The following is a 15,249-nucleotide window of genomic DNA, read 5'->3' as shown; positions in this document are numbered from 1 at the left end:
AAGATTGCCTTATATCAGCATAGCAACATAACCATAATTAAACTGTGGTTTATTCAAATGTATAAGGTATCTGGTCTTCAAGCGGCTATGTAGTCTACAAAATAGGCCATATAGTTGGTTATAAATTCACTAGTACCAGAATCATGATTGGGCAGAGTAGGCTTAATATAAAGCCGCTAGCAATTGCGGCTGGCACCAATTGATTGCCGCCAGCGCGTTGCAGCATTGGTAGAGAAAAGTCCATGGCGGTGGCTCCTGCATAACCAATGGTTGCAGCCGAAGAACGCTGCATAAGTGTAGGTATCAATAACAGGGTGATCAGCTCTCGGCTTAAATCAGCAAAAAAAACGGTGCTACCAATGAGTGGCGTAGTGGCTTCACTAAGTAATGCACCCGACAAAGAGTACCAGCCAAAGCCACTGCTCATGGCTAAGCCAATATTGAGCGGTAAATTAAATAGCCAAGCCGTCAGTGCGCCAGCGGGCAGAGAGCTCAATACTACAACCAGAGAAATAATCAGCCCGCGTCGATTAAGTAACAGCTGCCTGACACTAATACCTGCACTGCGGAGCTCTACACCAATACAAAATATTAAGACAATCAGGGCGTATTCGGCTAACACCTCCTGAGCTGGTAGTGGCTGTTGATAGGTTAAGCCCGATATTAAACCTACTACCAGCAGGGCGATCAGTAATAAGGGTTCTTTAAACATCGCTAGTTTGCTAGAACTTTGCTTATGCATCGGTTCGGCTTTGGGCATCGCCAAATGGCGGCCTATCAGCCAAAGCGCAGTGACGTTGAACAGCAGTAATAAGGAAATTAGGGTGACGGCTTGGCTAAATATTTGAACGATGTTTTGACCAAGGTTGTCGATAAACGCTAGCCCAAAGCCCATCAAAAATAAAATCAGGTAAAGCATCCAGCTGCTTAGTCGGCGAACTAGGCTTAATGTGGTGCTATGTGTTAAAGGAATTGCATAACCTATAACTAATGCTCCTAAAATCATAAATAAACTGCTATACATCGCTATTCACCTCCTTGAGCGGAGCTGAAATATACCAGTAAATACAATCGCTCTCCAGCGAAGTCGACGCTTGCTGAATGGTTGCTTGCTTAGGGGTTATTAAGTGCTTACTTAGAAGAGCGAAAAGGTAGGCTGAGTAAACCTTTTAGCTGGCGATTGTCTTGGGCTTTTCGCCAAGAGCTCAAACCGAACTGGATATCTTGATGGCCAAGTTTGGGCTGGGCAACATAACTATTAAACCAGCGGTCCCAACAGGATAAATTGAAGCCATAATTAGCGTTGTGTTCATCTCTTAAGGTTGAGTGATGAACTCGGTGCATATCTGGTGTTACTAACAGTAATCTTAGCTTGGCATCTACTTTTATTGGCAAGCGAATGTTGCTGTGATTAAACATTGCCATTGCATTTAAGATTATCTCAAACACAAACACCGCCATCATTGGTGCGCCTAATAGGGCAATAACGGTAAATTTTATTATCATCGAGAGAACGATTTCTATGGGGTGAAAGCGTAAACCCAAAGTCACGTCATAGTCAGGATCTACGTGATGCATTCTATGTACACGCCATAACAAAGAAGATTGATGAAACAGTCGGTGTTGCCAATATATAGCAAGATCGAGCAGCACCACCGCTAAGGGAATCGCAATAAACCAAGGTAGCGCGAGTAAATTTAATACACCAAATTGCATTTGTTGGATCCACAGCGCAAATGTTACTGCGGAAACAGGAAATATTAGCTTTAGTACTACGGCATTTATGGCAATCAGTGATAAATTAGCTGGCCAGCGTTGGCTGCGCGCCATGCGGCGTGTGTGTTTAGGTTTATAAAACTCTAACAGCATAAAAATTGCTAATAGGCCGACGAAGATGATCATTCGCCAAAAATCGGGAGAGTGCATCATTCGAGTATACTGGCTAGCATTGAAACAACAAGTAGAGCTAAGTAAAATAAGCTTTATCAGGGGCTAATTGAATCGGAGTGCTAATGGATTTGCATCAGTGGTTACAGCAAGCAGCAGAAGCCTTTAATATGCAGTTAGCGATCATTAGCGATATTGATGATAATCGTTATGTGGTTGTAGAAGCTTATTCCAGTTTAGACTTAGTAAAGGCGGGCGATGAGTTTGCTGTTGATATGACCTATTGCGCAAATGTAGTAAACCTTGGCAAAATCGTCGCTTATGAACAAGTCGGTGCGATGACCAAAATGTGTTTACACCCTTGTTATCAGGCCATGCACTTAGAAAGCTATATTGGTATCCCGCTAGTTGTAAAAAACAAAATCATCGGCACGCTTAACTTTTCATCACTGGAACCTAGAACGGTACCTTTTGAAAAGCAGGACATACAGATGATGGAGTTTTTTGCTTCTCAGTACCTAGAATATAGAGAGGCCGAACCTTCCCATGAGTTGCCTAAATGTTGATATTTAGTTTCCTTTTTTGATAGCGATAACATTCTACACTTAATAGGCACGATTTATTTTTCGATTGCTTTAGTATCGAAACAAGATGTGAAAACTTGGGGTGTTCCCTTTAATTGATTTTTTGTATTAGCAGAGCAGCATGACGACTCCAAAAACTGATATACGGACCATTGACATCGACGCTTTGAAAGAAGGGATGTTTGTGGTTGCGATTGCTGGCCAAAAAGGCAAAGCTAATGTTCTGCAGTCTGGCCGCATCACAAAAGCCGAGCAAATTACCTTACTCAAAAACAAAGGCGTAAAGTTGCTTAAGGTTGACTGGTTACGAAGCCACTTTGCAGACACCGAATTAGCTGATTCCACCGCTCCAGCAATAGAAACCTCAAGCAGTAAAGGTAAGCCCTTAAGTGAAGATAGCCAAAAACGAATGGCTAAGCAGTTGTTTAATGAAGCAAAGAGCTTGCAGTCAAAATACTTTAGGCAACTGCAGCAAGGTGAGCCGATTGATTTTGCTCCCATGGAGCGAGCTGCCGACGGTTTAATTGACTCTTTAGAAAACCAAAGTAGTGCCATGTTATGTTTAGCCAAGATACGCGCTAAAGATAAGTATTTAATGGAGCATTCACTAAACGTTGGCATGCTGCTGGCTTATTTTGGCCGTTCACTGGGGATGAGTAAAGCCACTCAGAAGCAGTTGTTGATGGGCGGTATGTTGCATGATATTGGTAAGATTAATACCCCTGACGAAATACTGCATAAACCTGCCAAATTGACCGATGAAGAGTTTGTTATTATGCGTGAACATGTAGTGCATAGTCATAATATTCTGAAGGCTCAACCTGGCACCAGTAAAATTATGCTGGAGATTGCCAGTAACCATCATGAACGTTTAGATGGCCTCGGTTACCCGAATAAATTAATAGGCGAGCAATTGTCGACGTATACTCGCATGGCTAATATTGTAGATTGCTACGATGCACTAACCGCAGACCGTGTCTATAAAAGTGGCATGCCGCCTACTACCGCTTTCCGTATATTATTAGAAGGGGTCGATAGACAATTTGATAAGGCCTTAGTCGAAAAATTTATTCGTTGTATGGGAGTATACCCGGTGGGTACTTTGGTGAAGTTAAAATCAGGGAAGCTAGGTGTTGTGGTTGAACGTAATGAACTTAAACCACTGCAGCCAGTGCTGAAACTGGTGTTTAATACAATTACCAATACCCATACCGAAGTGAAGCTATTAGACTTAAACAAATATAGCCAAGAAAAAATCGAGGGGGCTGTTTCTGCACGTGATTTTGGTATTTCTTTAGATCGTTATTTAGCCTAGTAAGGATTAACAAGCAGTGTTAATCCTTACTGAGTACCACTCAGTGTGAGTGCTTCATTTTATGCATAACTTTCTTCACGGCTACGTTAAATTGCTGGCTACTACCATCAGAAAAATTCAAGCTCAAGGCTAGTTGCTCTCCCTCGTTAAACGGTTGTTGTAAGTTAAACAACATGAGATGAAAGCCGCCTGGTTTTAATTCAACCATTTGCTTGGCGGGTACTTCTATCTTCTCTACTTGGCGCATTTTCATTATATCGCCGTCCATCAACATGGTGTGTAATTCTACTCTACCTGCAGCGGGGGTTTCCGCTGAAACCAAGCTAATCGCTTGCTCGCTGTGGTTGTGCATGGTGAGAAAGATTGCGCTAGTTGGAGCATTGGGAGGCGTTGCTCTAGCATAAACTTCACTGACCATGATAGCGTCGCTAGCAAAGGCCATGTGACTAGTAAATAGTAAGCTTATTAATAAGTAAAAAGCGCGCATTATACGTTCCTTATGTTATGGCAATAATTGTCTGATTTTTTCGATAATAGGTTGTGGGTCAAGGGTATGAGGCACTTTTGCCAGTAACTCACCTTTGGCGTTTAAAAAATAGAAAAACGAACTGTGGTCGACACTGTATTTAAGCTCGGAGTTTGGTGTCTCTACGTATTTATAGTAGACCCCTAAGGCTTGAGTTAAGCCTAATAACTGGCCTTCTTGTGGGCTTAGGCCGATGATATCTTGGTGAAAGTAACCAGCGTAGGTCGATACCGTTTTAGGATCATCGCGTTGCGGGTCAACACTCACAAATAAGCTTTGAAGCTGCTGACGTTGCGCCTCTGACACTTGTTGCAGAGCTACGCTTAAAACAGCTAAGGAAGTCGGGCAAACATCGGGACAGTGGGTAAATCCAAAGTAAGCGATGTAGAGCTTTTTATCGTCACTTAAATGGCTAAATCGACCATCGCTGCTTTCAATGTTAAACAGGCTAATAGGGACGTTCGTCTTTACTTGTACTTGGCTGGTTGCAGGGGGGGGCGTGGTTGGCGCAGAGAACCACTGAAAGCTTATTACTCCAGCTAGTGCGCTGATTACGACTAAAGCTATCCATGCTAGGTATTTCATTGGCTATCTACCTCAAAACTAAGGGCTAGGGGGCGCTCTGAATCGAGAGAAATAATTTCAGCTCGCCAGCGCATTTTTCCAGTGTTACAAATAGGCAATAGTAGTTCAGCTTGGTAATGGCCATTCTCTTCGGGGCTTAAATTGACACTCACTTCGCCCATGTACATGTCCTTGCCTTGCAATGTTAACAATAAGGGGGGCGGGTTGCTCTCACTGCTGATTAGTTCTATGGTTTGCACCAACATAGCCGGAAGATTGTTACTCGGTAAGCTTAATTGCCACTGTTGTTTGGCAAGGTTCCAAGTACATTTACCTTCTTGAAGCTGCTCACAGTGCTCAAACTGTTGCTCATTTTGTGTGGTTTGCTGCCAATAACTATAGCCAATACCTAGTCCGAATGCTGCCGATACAACTGCTAATACCAGTAACAATTTTTTAATTAAACCAATCAATTATGCTTCCATTGCGAGGTTAAAGCCACGCCCTTATTGCTGGTATGGCTAATCTACTCTGCTTAAATCAATCTCTCAAGCCAAAATATTTAAATTGCGTCATAGTGAGAACTATTTATGATTATTTAGGTCTGCTAGTAAGAGGGGTGACTATGCGAAACAAGATTGGTCGTTGGGTAGGCGTGTTGTTACTGAGTGTATTGCTTAGCGCTTGCGGCATGCGTTTTGTTTATAACAATCTCAACTGGATGGCTTATTGGTATATCGATGATTACGTAGATATGAATAGCGATCAACGGGCGTTGTTCAAACCAATGCTGGCTCATTGGCTTAATTGGCATCGTAGTGAACAGTTACCGGTTTATTTAGCGCAATTACAATTGTTTCGAGCGCAAGTAGACAGTGGTATTAGCCAGCAGCAATTACTCGAGCAAGTGAATGCTTGGCGAGAGCATTATCGAGTATTGGCGAGTTATGTGTATTCAGATATCGCCCAGCTGGCGCAAACCGCATCACAACAACAATTGAATGACTTCATGAGTAAATTAGCCGAACAACGCAACAATGATGATCGCCAGCAAGCACACCTCGAGTATCGCCTTGAGCATTTATCAAAAAGCACTGAACGCTGGTTAGGGGAGCTTGAACCTAAGCAGCTGCAAATCATAGAGCAACTCGCCGAACGCTTGTTAGATACTCGGCCTGATTGGCATACTGTGCAAAGTAAATGGCAGCAGTACCTTGCTTATTCATTGGGGCAACAACGGCAATCAGACAATTTTGAACAACAGTTCTACGTGTTAATGGTTAATTCTCAACAGCTATGGCCACAAGGCTTAGCTGAGCGCTTTACCCAAAATCAGCAGTTGTGGGCTGGCGGCATGAGTGAAGTGTTAGCCCTTGCCAATAAAAAACAAAAGCGTCATATCTTAAAAAAGATAGACGCTTATATTGAGGATCTACAATCACTGATTGATGATACTCCTACTGCAGCAAAACCAGCTGTTGTCGCAGCTATGGGCGAAGTGCTCGGTCTTAAGCCGCCACTTTTAGTTGCGTACTGTTGTCTTGAAAGTTCATCGGACGACCTACCGGCAAAATAACACGCCCGTATTCGGCGTTAAGTACTTGAGCCATAGCAAAGTAAATGGCAGATAAGCCACAGAAGATGCCCTCAAAGCCTGCAATAGTGCCGATTAACTCGCTGCCAGTGAAATCACGCAGGGCTAATAGTGCGAACAAAATGGTTAAACTACCAAATACAACTTGCTTGGCAGTTGGGTAACGTAATGAGCCTACAAACATAAATGCGGTGAATAGACCCCATAAACTCAAGTACCAACCCATAAAGGCGTGTGGGCTTGGCTCAGCTAAGCCCATTTTAGGCATAATCAATAAACCGACTAGGGTTAGCCAGAACAATCCGTAAGAGGTGAAAGCCGTTGTACCAAAGGTATCACCACGTTTAAAACACATAATACCAACAATCACTTGTGATAAACCGCCATAGAAAATGCCCATGGCTAAAATCATCGAGTCAATCGGAAAGAAGCCAGCATTGTGGATGTTTAATAATACGGTGGTCATACCGAAACCCATTAACCCTAGTGGTGCAGGATTAGCGGTAGTAGCATTGCTCATAGTGTGTAATTCCAAATAAAAGGATGAAAAAGCGCGCGGCTCAAACGGGTGAGCATTATCTGAGCGAGCTCGTTCTTCAGGTGTGATCTAGATCAACATTATATTGTATTTTTTCGAATTGTATTACTAAATGTTTATTTTTACCTTGAAGAATGATGTTTAAGCAAAGGCTTGGTCTAATTATGTCGCATTGCGTCGCAAAATATTAAGCTTAATTTATCGATAAAGTCGATATTAATAATACGTTGGTTAGCCTTTATGCAGTCTTAGATGGTTGCAGATAGTTTTCAGCTAGCACGATAAAAGTACGAGCTGCTTGTCTATACAGATGTGTTCAGCGGACTTAATGAGCACCGTTTTATGCACCTGCGTTGACAGCTATTGTCAGGCAGAAGTCAGACGCAGAAACTGGCTTTGAGCAAACTGATGGTCGGGAAGTTTTCACCTGAACTTACAAGGGTGAAAAGCCTAAGCGCTGAAGTCGTGGATATTCAACGCGATAGTTATAGTCAGCGTGTCCTTTAGTGAGTCGAGCTATTTACATTTTATCTAATAGGGTTAAGCGCGTTAGCGCTAATTGGGTAGGCCCATTGGTTTGTTTAAGGAATCTTAAACAGCCTATTTCACAAAATAACATGTCTTTAGCAACGGGGTGAAGCATAAAGCTTAGTTCGTTATCTTGTAAGTCTTTACACAATAAACGTACCCCTTCGGTTTCACAAACGATAGTGACGTAATCTTGATGATTGCCATAATCCCCCACCAGTGAGCTAAAATCTTGCTCTGCTAGGGGGTGTGATGAGGCCTGAGCATTACGTTGTTCAAATAACCACTGCCAGAAGCTATCACTGCTATACAAGTCATCCCAGATATTATGTTGATGCTGAGGGTACCAAGTTGACTGTAAGCAGGCTTGGCGATCCATATTGGTGAGCTTTGCCGCTAGCTCTAACGAGAACTCGGCTGGAATCACCTCATCTTTAAGCCCGTGGGCCAACCAGATAGGCAGGTGATCTAAACGTTGGTAAAGCTCTTCACATACTGGGCGTGGAGGTAAGTTTAGTGACCATGGCGCTAAACGATTTGGATCACCAGCGGCGAGTATGCTTAAAGCGGCAAAACGATTCGGTTGTGCTAGGGCTAAATTTGTCACGCCAAAGCCCCCCATGCTCAAACCGCTTAAGTAGATCCGACTCTTATCAATATTAAATTGCTGCTCCAGTTGGTCTAGTAGGCTAATTAGCTCAGCGATCGCCCAGCCTTCTCGTCCTTCCGGAATATGCGGGCTTACGCATATAGCGTCTAAATGGCGCTGCTTTAGGTAAGCATTGGGGCCAAAATCGACTAGCTGTTGAATGTCTTGGCCTATTTCGCCTCGGCCATGTAAAAACAGCACTAAGGGATAGGCTTGCTCTGGTTTTATTTGGCGAGGTTGACTCACAAGGTACTGATAAGAAGGTCGCTGAAGATGAGTATGTTGTTGAACAGAGAGAGTATGAGAATGCGCTGAGTTCACGTTAAGCTCCTTATGCTTAATACCTAACGTGAACCATCATAGCGAGATAAAGCGATTAAAAATAGAGACGAACCACAGATTCAACCACACACGCAGGACGGCGGCAGCCTTCAATTTCTACGGTGATTTCTTTCACTAACTCTAAACCACGTTTAATAGGGGCTACACGGGTTAAACGAGTGCGAGCGCGAATACGGTTATTTACCTTCACCGGATAGGGGAAGCGCACCTGATTTATACCATAATTAACCATCATTTTTGCGGAGGGGTAAAGCGGTTGGTCAGGGTCTACGCTCTCGGTTAACGCGGGTAATAACGAGAGGGTTAAAAAACCATGAGCAATGGTGGTTTTAAAGGGCGATTCTTCGGCGGCCCGTTGTGGATCAGTATGTAGCCATTGATGGTCTTTGGTAACATCAGCAAATTGGTTAATTCGCTCTTGAGTTACATTGAGCCAGTCGCCAACATGAATTTCTTCCCCTAGCTGCATCGACAGTTCTTCTAAGAGAGCTTCTGCTTTTGGGTGAAGCTCGATGGTTTCTTTAAAACTGGCTTGTTGGTCGCCATTTGAGCTTAATTGATACTCTCTCACCCAGTTCACTAATTGACTGTCATGGGCTTTATTAAGAAACTCAATCCAATGGTCACGTATGGCTGGAGACAGCCAATCTTTTAGTTCAAAGGGGTTTTGAGCCAGCATGTCACGCTTTTTCTTAAGAAAATCAACAACCTTCATATTTACTTCCCAATGCTGCTAGGCCTTACAATCCGGCTATTCTAAGAGTTTCATCTAGTCAGTCAAATAAATCTGAGTGCTAATTGAAAATCCCTGTAATTAAATATAGGCAAGCGTCAATTATTCAGCAATTATATACGCTATACAAAATCGATTTTCCTTCCAGAATCCAAGAGTTATCGTTGTTTTTGGCTTCTACTTTTAACGTAGCCATACCTGCAGGTCACGCACTATTCTATTACCACTAAAGATGGGATGCGGATCCTCAATGGGATCAAGGGCAAAGTAATCGCGTTGTTCTTCAGGTAAGGCATGATAGCTCCCCCACACTTGATACAACCAGGCTTCGGCATTCCAATCTAACTGGTGTTGTTGATAGTACTCTAGGGCCGTTTGTCCTTGGGCATTTTCAATTACGCCCAACAAGTAATGTTCAACGTCTTGTTTTATTCTTTGCTCTTGCAACGCAAACTCATCAACGCTCTCTAGCGACACTCCATGTTCGGATTCAACTCCGTGACTACTTGGCTGACGTTGCAAACGTATTTGACTCACCGCCGCCAGTAAATCTTGTTCGTGTTCGGGGTTGTGAATGTCCAAGCTGGCGGTATTGAGCACGGCGGGTGCTTGGTTAAATAAGCTAGCCACCTCTAATAGTTGAGTGGGGTCTTGCGGTCGAAAGTCAGGGTGCTGGGCATGGAAAAGCTGTAAGCCTTTCAGTAAGCGAGATTTACCACGTAACTCGCGAAAACGTCCTAGCAAGGTGAGTAAACGGGTCTGCACTACAGCGAGTTCTTGGGTGCAGTCGTAAACTGCTTGGCTAAGGTTTAGCACTAATATGCGGCGTAATTCGCGTATATCTCCTGCAATTTGACTCAAAGTATCAAAGTTGAGTAAGGATAGGCTGTCGAGTAGCTCACTAACTTGTTGTTGCGCTAATTCGTTCTCGCGGATTTTAGCGCTGAGATGCGGTACGTAACCAAACTCATTATTAATTCGACTCCACAACACACGAGAACTATGGCGCAAGCTTTCAGTTAGGCTATAGCTATGTTCACTTAAATCACTCAGGTATACGTCGGCAGCAGCCAAGTCACCAATGTGTAATGCTTCTTTGTAATGCGCAGCCAAGGTTTTAATGGCTTCTAAGCGCGAGCCCACGTTCGCGTCAATTTGTCGGTTGCGGGTATCGCTCAGCGCTTCTTCTAATAAAGATCGAAGATTGGAACTTAAGTGTAAGCCTTCATCTGCCGAGGGGCGCCAAATAACGCCGGCTTTTAGCAGCGCGTCTATTTGCTTTGGGTCGAGCTTCGCTTCGTCTAGCTTACCGTTGACATAGGCATGCATTAGGCTTTCGCCATAACGAGCTAATAACTTAAATACCTTTAAGCCAGCTTGTTGCAGGTGTTGGTTCACAGTAAAGACTCCTGCTGGCCAATGGCGTCCATGGCTTGTTGCTCTAAATGCAAACCCTCGGCTTCATCGATAAAACTGATGACTTCAAAAATGTAATCGACTTTAGCAGTAGCGATGTAAATCTGTTTTTCTTGATTGGGGCGAATCAAATAACCTTGTTCGCACAAGCGTTTAAAGACTTGCTTTAACTGGCTATCGACTTGTGAACTGGTAGAGCCAAATAACTTATATTGCGAAATTTTGGCCAGTTGCTCACGCAGTGCTGGTGTATCTTCTACTACCGTCTGTAATTCACTTAAACGCAGCGCTGAACCTGCGCTGATGGGGCTATCTTGCCCCTGTGCTTCTTGACTCAATATGAGCCACTCGGTCAAGGGTAACAAGCTACCGGCAATATCATTAAATTGTTGGCTGATGACTCGGTGCTCGTTATCTCCGAGTTCACGGTAGGCACAAAAATATAGCTCGCCCTCACAGGCGCTGGCCAAGCGGCGGTTAAGGACATGCAGGTGGCTATCAATACGCTCGCGATTAGCGTCTTCTGCTAGAAAAGTAAAACCGTCTTCGTCACTAATTTGGCAAATGAATTGGCCACCCAATAGGGCTTCTAATATTCGGCCGGTTTCACTCATACCGGTAGCGCTAAATTTGCTCATAGTTCGGCCTCTGGCTGTTGTTGCTTGGTTTCTTTAGCGGCTTTGGCTGCACGTAGTTTTTGCTGCAACAAATTAACGCGAGGCTGTACGACTTGTAGCTGGCGTTTGTCGCGGTCAATAATGTAGCGGTGTGTAAATAAATCTAATACTTCAGACTCTGGGTTAGGAAAGGCGCCCAAAATACGGATTTGGTTATGGTCACAAGCATCAAAAATCTTTTTCACGTTGCTCTGGTGTAGGGTTCCCAATTCATCAATCGGCCAGTGAATATAGGTATCGGCATTACCGCGTAGTAGACGGGTAAAGGCGAGTAAGAACTTACATAAAATCAGGTAGGCCATACCGTGGCTGCTTGATTCATTGAGTTGGCGATCGGTGCGAATAACTAAATCACTATTGCCTTCTCGTAGAGTTAGCTCAATCAGCAATAGCCGTGATACACCTTCTTTAAGCGCGCTACGGCCTATGATGTCTAGGGCAATTCGCATGCTGTTGGCATAGTCTTCATTAGGCAATTGGTTAAAACCTTGCTGTTGCCATGCTTGGAAGTTCTCGACAAAGGCCTTCAGTTCGTCCCAAAATTCCAGTTCACTAATTTTTGAGCGTATTTTCACCGCTGAGTCTGACACCCCGTCTAGGCTTAAGTCTTCGCCAATTTCCCGGGTAATGCGACGGCTTTGACTGAGGATCCGTTGATCAATATCGCTGAGATTTTGGTAGAAGCTGCTAATGCTCATACCCAAGTTACGGCCATGGTCGATTAAACCCTGCACTTTTTGTGGTACTAAACCATTCAGTAGTTCAGATAAGTGCGGTACTAATTCGCGGTAGGCTAAGCTGGTTTCACCGTCTTCAGTTTGGCGACGACATGCAGCGCGTGAGCGCTCCCAAGTTTCACTGAGATCAGAACCGGCTTGTTGCGCTAATAAGCTGTCAAAGTGACGCACTGATTCATTCACTTGTTCCAGTTGCTGATTACGTTGTTGTATTTGCTGTTCTGCTTGGCGAGTCCGCTCGGCCGGTGAGCCGCCAATATCGTTTCCGCTCGTCTTGTGCTGTGGGCCATTAACTAATGCAAGCTGCTTAATTTTACGCAGTAAGTTTTGGCTTAAGGCATGCTGTTGCTCTAATTGCTCTACTTGCTGCTTCAGCTGAGTTAATTGGTTTTGCTGGTTATCTCGTTGTTGCTTAAAATGCGCTTGTTGCTCACCGAGCGCCTGTTTAGCACTGCTTTGTTGTTGGCGAGCATTGGCTAAAGCATCATTTAGCTGCGGCTTTTGCGACAACCACACCTGTTGGTGCCAAATTTTGTATTCACTGACTTGATCGCGATATTGTTCGGCGTCTTGAATTTGCTGGTTGAGTTGACGTTTCTGTTTGGCTAAGTCAATAATCAGTTGGTCGTCTAGGCCTTGCTCTTGTAGTTCGCCGCGGTACCATTGTTCTGATTGTTTTAGCGCTTGTTTAGCTTGAGTTTGGCGCTGAGTAATGGCGTCTTGCGCTTGGCTTAGTTGCACTGCTAAGGCATCTACCTTCTCTTCCCACCAGGCCATTTTTTCCAATTTAGCTTCTTGGTGTTGCTCGTGCAGTTCCTCTAGGTAATTTTGATGCTGTGCTTGAGCGTTTTCTAAGTAGGACTTAAGTTTGCTTTGTTGCTGGCGAGCGATGCTCTGGCGTTGCAGCAGGGCACTTGAAAAATTTTCTTTAAGTAGCTGCTTTTCTTCATGCAAGCGTTTTAGCTGATCTTCGCTGTTATGATGCGCAGCGGTGCACTCAGCGACACTTAAATCTTGTGCTTGTACCGCTTTGTTGGCGTCGGCAAGGGCGGTTTCGGTTTGCTTTAACTGCTTTTGTGCCTCTTGGTAACGCTGTTGCACTTGATCAATTTGCAGCTTGATTTGTTGTTCGGTGGCGGCGCACTCAGGGGCATCAATGGCTTTTAAATCAAGCGCTAAGCCAAAAATATTATGCGTAGTTTCCTCACCGTGTGGCTTTAGGTCTCGGCGACTGAGTAACTCGGGGTTTATCAATTTACCGATGCTATGTTCCCACTGAGGGTGCTCACTGCGCAAATGTGCCAATAAGCTACCATCTTCGGGCTGTAAATTGCTTTTTAACTGGCTCAGTTTTTGCTCAAGTTGGCGATTTTGCTGACTAATAGTGGCGAGTTGTTGATCGGCGTGCTGTCGCTGCTGTTTTAGCTGTTGTAGCTGCTCATTGTGCTGGCGCATTTGACTAGATAATAGCTGCTGCTGTTGGCTGGCTTCATCTAAGCGGTTGTCCATAATATTGAGCTGGCGGCTTTCATCTTCGGTGTAACCCATTTGTAGGGTGCCGGCTTCAAGTTGAGCTAATTCTAATTGGTGCTGATGTTGTTGCTGTTGGAATTTTTGTTCCACTTGGCTAATTTGTGTTTGCTGCCGTTGCTGCTCGTTATTTAGCTCAACTTGTTGCTGCTGACGTTCTTGATTGAGTTGCTGTTGTAGTTGATCTTTGGTTTTGTGCAGCTTAGTTAGGGCGTTATTCAGCTGTTCGTTAATTTCGCTCTTACGCTGATTAAAATGTGCTTCAATATCACTGTGCTGCTCTGTCAGTAACTGGTGGCGCTCGCTAACTTCACGGGCTTGTTCTCGCCATTGCGGCAATTGTTCTACTGCGCTCAGAGCGTCTTCAATCTGTTTGTCTTGCCAAGCTAGATAGTCGTCTTCGATTTGGTTGAGTTGCTTATCAAAGCTACTTACATCTGCGTCAGCACGAGAAACCGTTTGATTGAGTAGATCGCGCTGCTTGGTCCATTGCTGCTCTAATTCGTTTAGCGCCTCTTTTAGTTGGTTTAACTGGCGCTGGTGGTGCTCGGTTTGGCTAAATAACTCTTGTTCGTCACTTTGTAAGCTTTTGTCCAGTTGTAGAAGTTGTGCTTCGCTAGACAATAGTTGCTGGTTTATTTGCTCTAGTTTGACAAATTTAGGGCGAATAGCCTCAAACTGCTGTATCAGTCGTGTTTCTCTAATCCACGCTTGGGCTTTGTTGGCATCTACCCAAGTAGGCTTTAATGTGACCCCTTCCTCTTCCAATATGGCGGCTATCATCGATTTGATAGTTTCCATTTTGCCTTCTTTAGAATGCACCGCTTTAGCTAGCTTTTCGATATGGCGTAAGCCGTGTTTGGGGTCACACATTGAAAACTGACGAGCAAAAGCTTTAAGATCACTGTCACCGGCGTTTTGTAAGCTGCGGTCATTTTGAATGATAGCGCGATACTCACGGGTATTTAAAAAGCGGGTGGTGGCTAATTGGCTGCCATTATGCTGCAATTTCTTCAGTTGCTGACCTAGTTTAGCAGGGGCGAGAAACCAAGTGCCTTGTTCGTCTTGGCGTTCAATAAAGTCTTCTAGTTCAAAGGGCTTACCAATAAAACGGTATTTTACCCCTTGCTCTTCACGGGCCGACGACAACACCACTTGGGCATGTTGACCATTGTATTGCTGGTATTCGTAGATGATGTAACTGGCTTCGCGTGGTAAATACCAGCGCTCGAAACTATCGCGGGTACTAGGCACCACTCGGCTTGGGTATTCACCGTAAAAAACCGGAATGAGACGTTGCAAAGTGGTTTTACCTGAGGCGTTAGTACCACAAATGTTGCTGTGTTGGTCAAGTTTTAGTTCTACTACACCGTTTAGGTGAGTGTCGATCAAGATGATCCGCAATAAGCCAGACAAAATACATCCTTTATAAAAAACAAATGAGCCTTTGCTGAGTGAAACAGAGGCGCCGCCACTAGATTGGGCAATCACCCAGTGTAACCAAGATTGGAGGGTGAGCGAAGCTTTGCGGTGTGTGTTTGCTTAAAAACTGTTAGTTATCGCCAAAAAATATCTCGCGGTGTTTTTCTTAGCAAATAATTTTTATTGCAGATCGCTAACGCTTATGGA

Annotated in this window: 14 protein-coding genes; 3 read left to right on the top strand and 11 right to left on the bottom strand. The window is 44.2% G+C overall.

The features are described 5' to 3' along the window. Positions 1-118: 118 nt before the first annotated feature. Positions 119-1,024 (bottom strand): lysine exporter LysO family protein, encoded by a 906-nt coding sequence (locus tag ACVFI8_RS06875; RefSeq protein WP_457873436.1) that lies wholly within the window; start codon positions 1,022-1,024, stop codon positions 119-121. A gap of 107 nt (positions 1,025-1,131) precedes the next feature. Further along, the gene (locus ACVFI8_RS06870) at positions 1,132-1,929 is read right to left on the bottom strand and encodes a sterol desaturase family protein (RefSeq protein WP_248714189.1); all 798 of its coding nucleotides are present in this window, start codon (positions 1,927-1,929) and stop codon (positions 1,132-1,134) included. A gap of 83 nt (positions 1,930-2,012) precedes the next feature. Here ACVFI8_RS06870 and ACVFI8_RS06865 point away from each other — a divergent pair, with 83 nt between their 5' ends. Both ACVFI8_RS06865 and ACVFI8_RS06860 read left to right on the top strand, forming a co-directional pair. Further along, positions 2,013-2,453, top strand: coding sequence for a GAF domain-containing protein (locus ACVFI8_RS06865; RefSeq protein ID WP_248714190.1), 441 nt, complete (start codon positions 2,013-2,015; stop codon positions 2,451-2,453). 139 nt (positions 2,454-2,592) lie between these two features. After that, a complete protein-coding gene (locus tag ACVFI8_RS06860) occupies positions 2,593-3,786 on the top strand; it encodes an HD-GYP domain-containing protein (protein WP_248714191.1) in 1,194 nt (397 codons plus the stop codon). A 40-nt stretch (positions 3,787-3,826) separates the two neighbouring features. On the opposite strand, the gene ACVFI8_RS06855 is transcribed toward ACVFI8_RS06860, so the two are convergent. Genes ACVFI8_RS06855 through ACVFI8_RS06845 form a run of 3 tightly spaced genes read right to left on the bottom strand, consistent with a single transcriptional unit; the run spans position 3,827 to position 5,349 of the window. Next, positions 3,827-4,273: a copper chaperone PCu(A)C gene (locus ACVFI8_RS06855; RefSeq protein ID WP_248714192.1), complete on the bottom strand. Its 447-nt coding sequence runs from the start codon at positions 4,271-4,273 to the stop codon at positions 3,827-3,829. A 15-nt stretch (positions 4,274-4,288) separates the two neighbouring features. Further along, the gene (locus ACVFI8_RS06850) at positions 4,289-4,897 is read right to left on the bottom strand and encodes an SCO family protein (protein WP_457873435.1); all 609 of its coding nucleotides are present in this window, start codon (positions 4,895-4,897) and stop codon (positions 4,289-4,291) included. Further along, positions 4,894-5,349 carry a hypothetical protein gene (locus ACVFI8_RS06845; protein WP_457873434.1) on the bottom strand — a complete coding sequence of 152 codons (456 nt, stop codon included), beginning with the start codon at positions 5,347-5,349 and terminating at the stop codon, positions 4,894-4,896. The genes ACVFI8_RS06850 and ACVFI8_RS06845 overlap by 4 nt, the downstream gene beginning before the upstream one ends. Before the next feature lie 152 nt (positions 5,350-5,501). Between ACVFI8_RS06845 and ACVFI8_RS06840 the strand changes: the two genes are divergently transcribed. Continuing rightward, positions 5,502-6,452 carry a DUF6279 family lipoprotein gene (locus tag ACVFI8_RS06840; protein WP_457873433.1) on the top strand — a complete coding sequence of 317 codons (951 nt, stop codon included), beginning with the start codon at positions 5,502-5,504 and terminating at the stop codon, positions 6,450-6,452. Here the strand turns inward: ACVFI8_RS06840 and ACVFI8_RS06835 are convergent. The 6 genes from ACVFI8_RS06835 to ACVFI8_RS06810 form a co-directional block, all read right to left on the bottom strand. Next, positions 6,385-6,990 carry an acetate uptake transporter gene (locus ACVFI8_RS06835; protein WP_248714196.1) on the bottom strand — a complete coding sequence of 202 codons (606 nt, stop codon included), beginning with the start codon at positions 6,988-6,990 and terminating at the stop codon, positions 6,385-6,387. The two genes, ACVFI8_RS06840 and ACVFI8_RS06835, sit on opposite strands and share 68 nt — an antisense overlap. A gap of 538 nt (positions 6,991-7,528) precedes the next feature. Further along, positions 7,529-8,506: a carboxylesterase family protein gene (locus ACVFI8_RS06830; protein ID WP_248714197.1), complete on the bottom strand. Its 978-nt coding sequence runs from the start codon at positions 8,504-8,506 to the stop codon at positions 7,529-7,531. A 55-nt stretch (positions 8,507-8,561) separates the two neighbouring features. Then, a complete protein-coding gene (locus tag ACVFI8_RS06825) occupies positions 8,562-9,242 on the bottom strand; it encodes a MaoC family dehydratase (protein WP_457873432.1) in 681 nt (226 codons plus the stop codon). A gap of 201 nt (positions 9,243-9,443) precedes the next feature. After that, positions 9,444-10,658, bottom strand: a complete 1,215-nt coding sequence (locus ACVFI8_RS06820) for a phosphoenolpyruvate carboxylase (protein ID WP_457873431.1) — start codon at positions 10,656-10,658, stop codon at positions 9,444-9,446. Next, the gene (locus ACVFI8_RS06815) at positions 10,655-11,314 is read right to left on the bottom strand and encodes a hypothetical protein (protein ID WP_457873430.1); all 660 of its coding nucleotides are present in this window, start codon (positions 11,312-11,314) and stop codon (positions 10,655-10,657) included. Before ACVFI8_RS06815 ends, ACVFI8_RS06820 begins: the two co-directional genes overlap by 4 nt. Further along, positions 11,311-15,036 (bottom strand): ATP-binding protein, encoded by a 3,726-nt coding sequence (locus tag ACVFI8_RS06810; RefSeq protein ID WP_457873429.1) that lies wholly within the window; start codon positions 15,034-15,036, stop codon positions 11,311-11,313. The genes ACVFI8_RS06815 and ACVFI8_RS06810 overlap by 4 nt, the downstream gene beginning before the upstream one ends. Between the last annotated feature and the right edge of the window lie 213 nt (positions 15,037-15,249).

The sequence above is a fragment of the Agarivorans sp. MS3-6 genome, assembly GCF_054112545.1.
The sequence above is the reverse complement of the archived record's forward strand: the minus strand, read 5'-3'. Positions and strand labels throughout refer to the sequence as shown.